Genomic DNA, 807 nt, shown 5'->3' on the forward strand with positions numbered 1-807 from the left:
CAACTCTATTTCGTCGGATAAAGACTTGAGCCAGATATCCGGCTCATCATCAGTCGATAAACCCTTGGTAAAACTTAGCGCTTCATCTGCATACAATGAAAAAGCAAGCAAACGAAGCAACATACGTTCAATGGTTTCAGACGGGTGAAGTGCAACATTAAGCGAGTAGCTTTGGTAATGATCTCGATCAAAGTCACTTAGTTGCAAAGTAACTTTATAGATCGTGGACTTCAGCGCCATGGTATCCCCAAGATTCGTTAATAAATAAATGGGCATACTACACAGATATGAAATATTCCGCACAAATTAAATTGCTACAATCTCCACTACCAAAAAATTCGGCCACCTAAATTAGATGATCATACTCATGCGACTGACAATTCTAGACATAATAGAACAAAAAGCGTACAACTGTACCTCGAACTTAGTAGGAGGTCACTATGTCTAAAGGGATGAACAGCGAAAGCCCTATAGCAGAATCGCAAACAATCGCTCAGAAAGCTATTGGCTTCTTAAGCCGCCAACTTACCAATACCGATAGCTTTGGTGTCTTTTTAGAGCCCATTATTCAGGTGTTTCGCCCAAATTGGCGTCACGGAAGAACTAGTGCTCAAGTACTCTTCATAAAAAATGAAACAGATGACATCTACACGCTGACTTTAAGGCCAGAAAAAAAATGGGCTGGTTTTAGTGCCGGACAATATGTACAGCTAAGCGTTGAAAAAGATGGCGCAATGCTAACACGTACCTTTAGTCTTTCCTGCTCGCCTAAACACTTTCTTCGCACAGGTGAAATCACCTTAACCA

1 protein-coding gene and 1 pseudogene are annotated in these 807 nt (G+C 41.0%); one reads left to right on the forward strand and one right to left on the reverse strand.

Annotation, left to right across the window (positions count from 1 at the left end; translation table 11 throughout):
- Positions 1 to 240, reverse strand: a 240-nt coding sequence (locus A3763_RS24520; protein WP_197483103.1) for a YaeQ family protein, incomplete at its 3' end; no start/stop codon positions are given.
- A 200-nt stretch (positions 241 to 440) separates the two neighbouring features.
- On the opposite strand from A3763_RS24520, the pseudogene A3763_RS24525 reads away from it, so the two are divergent.
- Positions 441 to 807, forward strand: a pseudogene (locus A3763_RS24525) (hypothetical protein); the annotation flags it as partial.

The sequence above is a fragment of the Oleiphilus sp. HI0128 genome (assembly GCF_001635365.1).